This window comes from Salinimonas profundi (assembly GCF_014750655.1).
GTDB lineage: Bacteria > Pseudomonadota > Gammaproteobacteria > Enterobacterales > Alteromonadaceae > Alteromonas > Alteromonas profundi_A.
On sequence record NZ_JABBXD010000019.1, the window covers coordinates 24,729 to 31,014 of the forward strand.

At 40.7% G+C, this 6,286-nt stretch carries 6 protein-coding genes; all 6 read left to right on the forward strand.

Annotated elements, in window-relative coordinates:
• Positions 1–183 precede the first annotated feature (183 nt).
• Positions 184–642: an LNS2 domain-containing protein gene (locus HHX48_RS18430; protein WP_139758120.1), complete on the forward strand. Its 459-nt coding sequence runs from the start codon at positions 184–186 to the stop codon at positions 640–642.
• 234 nt (positions 643–876) lie between these two features.
• Positions 877–1,611: a glycosyltransferase family 2 protein gene (locus HHX48_RS18435; protein WP_139758121.1), complete on the forward strand. Its 735-nt coding sequence runs from the start codon at positions 877–879 to the stop codon at positions 1,609–1,611.
• Positions 1,612–2,328 (forward strand): TVP38/TMEM64 family protein, encoded by a 717-nt coding sequence (locus HHX48_RS18440; RefSeq protein WP_139758122.1) that lies wholly within the window; start codon positions 1,612–1,614, stop codon positions 2,326–2,328.
• Complete coding sequence (locus HHX48_RS18445; protein ID WP_139758123.1) at positions 2,303–4,045, forward strand: ArnT family glycosyltransferase; 1,743 nt, start codon at positions 2,303–2,305, stop codon at positions 4,043–4,045. Before HHX48_RS18440 ends, HHX48_RS18445 begins: the two co-directional genes overlap by 26 nt.
• A gap of 122 nt (positions 4,046–4,167) precedes the next feature.
• On the forward strand, positions 4,168–5,775 hold the full coding sequence (locus tag HHX48_RS18450; RefSeq protein WP_139758124.1) for a phosphoethanolamine transferase: 1,608 nt from the start codon (positions 4,168–4,170) through the stop codon (positions 5,773–5,775).
• Complete coding sequence (locus HHX48_RS18455; RefSeq protein ID WP_139758125.1) at positions 5,763–6,170, forward strand: diacylglycerol kinase; 408 nt, start codon at positions 5,763–5,765, stop codon at positions 6,168–6,170. Before HHX48_RS18450 ends, HHX48_RS18455 begins: the two co-directional genes overlap by 13 nt.
• Positions 6,171–6,286: the final 116 nt, after the last annotated feature.

Genomic DNA, 6,286 nt, shown 5'->3' on the forward strand with positions numbered 1-6,286 from the left:
ATTTTAAAGTTATTTGAGTATACCTTCTCAACCTTAGGATTTGCTGAAGAAGCTATAAAACAGGTGCTTATAGTTAACCTACGTACACGTGGTTCTATTAGTATAAATCGATTGGTTTCCTTCAGTAGCTCTTAAGTTTATCTCGATATTATGTTCATATTAATAACTATCCTGTGACTAACGATGAAGGCTTATTTTATATCAGCCCTGCTACTTAGTGGATGCTCAGTAACCTCTACAGAAATTTCTGCCCCCAATGGTAACAGTGACAAAGCTGTGATTTTTGACATCGATGGAACATTGACCCCCTGTAACGCCTGCATTTTTTCTGAAAGAGAAAATGCGTCTGAACTTGTTCAAGCATACGCTGATAACGGCTTCAAGATTATCTATCTGACTGCGCGAAATGTATACTTCCAGTTCAACATTCCACTTTTTTTATCCCGTTACCATTTCCCAGATGGAGATATTCAGGTAGCGAATTCGATGGCTGAGCGAAAAAACTTTAAAACGTTTAAACTAAATATTCTAAAGCGTTATACGGAGTCTGGCTGGACACTTTTGCTGCTTATGGCGATTCAAGCACTGACTTTGCGGCTTATTTGGCCGCAGGCGTTCCTCAGAACAAAATATTTGCAATAACAAGACAAGGTGATTGTAAGTGCAAGCCAGGGCCGTGGCGAAAGTGCTACGATAGCTGGTCGAAACACACTCCTATAGCGTTCCCTCCTTAACCAGCCTCTTTTTTCCTGAGCGATTAGGACATTATTACCTCAATTAAAAGACTCTTCATAAGCGTATCTTAAGTTTCGTTTGTTAGAGTTTTACTGTCGAAAATAAAATTTGCTTGATATTGAGGCTTTGACAGAGGGCTACGTGCGAATTTCAGTTGTAATACCAGCGAAAAACGAAGAAGAAAATTTAAAACCCTTAATTGAGGAAATTTATAGAGCGTTGATAGATGTAGTAAACTTCGAAGTCATCTATGTCGATGATGGTAGTACGGATAAGACATTTGAGAACTTGCTTTATCTGAAAGCGAGTGGCTTTGACAGAGTTAACGTACTACGGCATAAGCATTCGGTGGGACAAAGTACAGCTATTTGGACAGGGGTGAGCCATGCTGATGGAGAACTTGTAGTTACACTTGATGCGGATGGGCAGAATGATCCCTCTGATATACCAAACCTCCTGACTATGGCCTCTCAATTTCCGTTAGGGAGTCACTTTTGCATTGCTGGTCATCGTAAAAACAGAAAGGATACAGCTTGGAAAAGATTTCAGTCAAAACTAGCAAATTCTGTAAGAAGTAAATTTCTTAATGATGATACACCTGACACCGGATGTGGGTTAAAGGTCTTTCCAAAACAAACATTCCTCGATTTACCCTATTTTGATCATATGCATCGTTTTCTGCCAGCACTGATCCGACGACAAGGTGGGATCATTAAAGTTGTTGAAGTGAATCACAGAGACAGGCAATTCGGAAAATCAAAATATAATATGTTAGGGCGGCTTGGGGTCGGACTAATTGATATGGCAGGAGTTTATTGGCTTCAGAAACGTAATAAACTTAATGATGTCATCTTAGAAAATGAAGAGAGTATCTAATTGAATTCCAGTCTCCTTCGTTTCTTCATTCTGGTACTTACCATTCTGTTTTTTAGTCATTTGATTTCGCTCTCTCCCTCATTTGACGCATTTAATCAGGAGTGGATAGACAAGCATACCCGTGATAATGGAGTGACAGGGATAGCCAAATTTTTAGCCGTCTCAGTATTTTTACTTTCTATCGGACTTCCACGCCAGTTAGTCGCATTTATGGGGGGGTATGCCTTTGGATTTGCTGAAGGTGTCATCTATTCAACATTAGCAGCTACGCTCAGCTGTGCAACAGTTATGGCAGTGTCCCGGTATTTCGCTAGACCGATTATTATTCAACACTTTGAAATGCGGGTGCGCAAGTTAGACCACTTTCTACTTCGTTCTCCCTTTCTTAAGTCCGTTATCATTAGACTGTTGCCAGTAGGGAATAATCTACTCACAAACATTTTTGCTGGCGTTTCAAAGATTCCACGACGCTCTTTTATTCTTGGGTCTACTATTGGCTACATCCCTCAAATGGCGGTTTTTGCATTGATGGGTAAGGGGGTATTAGTCAACTCTGAACTTAAAATAATCATAAGCGCCCTATTATTTGGGATTTCCAGCTTGCTAAGCGCATATCTTTTTAAGGTTTATCGTCGTCAACATAATGACGATAAAACTCTTCGTTCACTCACAAAAAGCAGCAAATGTAGCAATGAATCAGACGAGCTTAGCCATTAAACATAAGAACAAGCATCCCAATTATACTTTCTGGCTTTTTGTACTGGCTAGCGTGTTGATATTTATCGGGCTTGGGTTAAGAGATCCCTGGCCTGCTGACGAACCTCGTTTTGCACAAGTTGCAAAAGAAATGGTTGAAACAGGTCAGTGGTTCTTTCCAGCCAGAGCGGAAGAGTTTTATCCTGATAAACCACCTGTGTTTATGTGGTCTATCGCTTTTTTCTTTGCGCTATTCGGGTCAATTAAGATTGCCTTTCTGCTCCCATCTGCTTTATGCAGCCTACTCACACTTTTTTTGGTGTATGACATCTCAAAACGACTGTGGAGTACAAAAGAAGCGCTGATCGCAACGTCACTTCTTTTATTGAGTTTTCAATTTTTGCTTCAAGCCAAGTCTGCACAGATAGACGCAATGGTCTGCTGCTGGATAACAATCGGATGCTATGGTCTTCTGCGCTTTTTCTTAGTTGAAAGGCGATGGCGTTGGTATTACCTCGCCTTTTTCTTCATGGGAATTGGTGTCATCACAAAAGGGGTCGGATTTTTACCAGTCCTGATGCTGATACCATACTTGATACATCAACGCGTTTGGCCTCAGCGGGACATAACTAAGAACCAAACTAAAAACTCCGTATTACCGTGGTTAATGGGTGCAGTGGTGATGTTACTGGCTATATCACTATGGTTTGTACCTATGTTGATATTGGTTGAAAATAGCCACGATCCATCACTTGCTCTATATAGAGATAACATTCTTTTCAGGCAAACGGTCACTCGATATGCTGATTCCTGGCATCACATAAAGCCATTCTGGTATTACCTCGTTGAGGTTATTCCATTATTCTGGCTGCCAATTAGCATCGCTCTTCCATGGCTCATCCCATTTTGGTATCGCGCAATTAAAAAAGGTGATGCCCGCATACTCTTACCGTTGGGTTGGATTGTACTTGTCCTACTTTTCTTCAGCGTAAGTCCTGGCAAACGGGGAGTGTACATATTACCCGCATTGCCGATGCTGGCACTGATCTCTGCGCCTTACTTTGATTCAGTTGTTAATAAAAAAGTATTTTCCTGGCTTATGTGGGCTGTTGTATTTTTACTATCAGTAGGCTTATTGGGGTTTGGTTTTTCCGGCATAGTAGAAGCATCATTCGCCCTAAAATTAGAAGAAAAGTTCGGGCTTTCTCCGTGGATGTTTTTTTTAGTAACGGGGGTACTGACGTGTCTGGTTACGGTGATTACTTATAGAGGGAAGCACTGGAAAGCCTGGCCTTATTTCTTGTGTACTCTTTGGGGCATGTACGCTACATGGGGTTACACTTTACTTGAAGATGTAAAAACCCCTAAAAGCGTATTTGGAAATATTGAAAAAGAAATTGGCAGACATGATGCAACTATTGCACTTGTTGATTTTTCTGAACAGTTTATTCTCTTCTCGCCTTATCCCATCGTCCACTTTGGCTATCATACCCCTACTGATGAGCAATTATCTGCCGCCTACCAGTGGCTGGAGAAGACTGACAAGGGAAGATATATCCTCGTAGATGAAAAACACGTGCGCAACGATTGTTTTAAAAAAGCAATGGCAACGTCTGTAGGATATGCACATCGCGTCCACTGGGTTCTATTATCGAACGAGGCATTAACCGAAAAGTGTCCGCTTACGAGAACGAAGACTGAGATCTTTAGTTATATCCCAGACAGGCCCGTTACGTGAGAAATACATATTTTTATAAAATTAAAAAATAATGCGAAAATTTAGATTCCACAGTTTTCCTTAAGTGTTATCTAAGTTTTTACAGGTAACTTGTGTGCTAAGAAGTACACGAGAGCCTTATTGTGAAATTCCCAATAACACTAAAATTTAATCCTACATCAGCTCAGTTCATTTTACTTTCTTCACTATTTATCTCAGCAATATTCAACGCACCATTTCTTTCTGCTGTTTATGAAGTTGTAGCCCCTGTAACATTGAATGAGTGGGTGTTTTTTCTTTCTGTACCGCTCTTGCTAACCTTTTTTAATGTTATTTTTCTAAGTCTTTTTGGTGCCCTATTTTTGCCGCGCACCACAGTTGCAATTGCTTTCGTTGTAAGTTCTCTACTACTTTACGGCACCTTGGCCTATGGTGTCATTTTCGATAAGAGCATGATACAGAATGTAATGGAAACAAATTCTGGTGAAGCCTTTTCCTATCTAAATTCAACACTTTTTTTATTCTTCTCTATATTGGGATTAATCCCTGTATTTGCGATTTCTAATCTGGAATTAAATGGGAAGCTCAAGGCTCGAATCAAGCAGCTTCTAGTGCTGAACTTATTTGCTTTATTGGGTATTGCAATTATAGCCACGTTCCTTTTTAAGAGCTATGCAGCTGTCGGCAGAAATAACAAAGACCTAACGAAGTATATTATTCCCTACGCCTTTTATGATTCAGGGTACAAGTACCTTCGGGACACTTACTTCTATCCGCCTTTACCCTACAAAGTATTAGACAAGCGTCCCTACATAAAAGGGAATGCTGGTATACATCCGTCTACTACAGTGTTTGTGGTTGGCGAAACGGCCAGAGCTGACAAGTTTTCAAGCAACGGCTATTCGAGGCGTACTACGCCTAATATCCAGAACGCAGGTGCAATCAGTTTTAGCAAGGTGACATCTTGCGGTACTGCTACCGCAGTCTCCGTGCCATGTATGTTCTCAAGACTCTCACGAGAAAATTATGATTCGCGTACTGCAGACAGTCAGGACAATGTTTTAGACATCATTCATCGTGCAGGTGTTGACGTCACCTGGATTGACAATAACAGTAGCTGTAAAGGCGTATGCAAGAGGGTAGAGACTATAGACTTCAACCCGTCAAGAGATCCCAAGTTGTGCGATGGAGATTATTGTTATGATGAGGTACTTGTTGACCTTTTAAGAGAAACTCTTTCAAGGCCATCTAAAGAACATAGAGTGATAGTCTTACACATGATTGGCTCACACGGGCCTACCTATTACCGGAGATACCCTGAGAAATTTGCTAAATTCGTGCCTGATTGTCCTAGAAGTGATATTCAAAATTGTGAAGAGGCAGAGCTGACAAATACGTACGATAACACTATTGCATACACAGACTACGTGCTAGGCCAGATTATTGAACAGCTTGCCACTATTCCTAATTCGTCGATGCTTTATTTATCGGATCATGGTGAGTCATTGGGAGAGAATGGGCTTTATTTGCACGGCTTCCCCTATAATTTAGCGCCTGTTGAGCAAACTCATGTACCAATGGTTTATTGGGCCTCCAAGTTTAGCCAACCTCAATATAGTGATTGTGTAAATTCGTTATCCAGTCATCCTTATTCGCAGGACAACCTTTTTGACACATTACTAGGTCTTACTAATGTGCAAAGCAGCACCTACCAACCCACTCAGGATATTTTACGAAAATGCGAGTCATAGACGAAACCACATCAGAAATGCATTTCGACCCTAAAGCCAAACCAAAGGGCATTTTGCGTATTGTATTAGCAATGAAAAACTCTGTAAGAGCTATATCATGGCTTGTTAAAAACGAGTCAGCGTTCCGGCAAGAACTTATCTTACTTATCTTAGCAGGGGGAGTGCTTGCTCTTTGGTCTATACCTTATATGGAAAAGGCGATTTTACTTTCCTCCATACTCTTCGTCCTGTTCGCTGAAATTGTCAATACTGCAATTGAAGTCACTATTGACCGTATAGGAAAAGAGATTCACCCACTGTCAGGCTTAGCAAAAGATTTGGGCTCAGCGAGTGTTTTCGTGGCTATCGCAATTTCATCATTGTTGTGGTTAAGTACATTGTGTAGGTATTTTTAATTTGAGCCTTTCGACTCACCGATGAAGTAGCGATCAGACTGGTAAGGCCTGAGATTTCTCGACACTTTTTATGGTAAAAATGTAACTTAAACCATAAGAGGTAAATCATGGGTAAA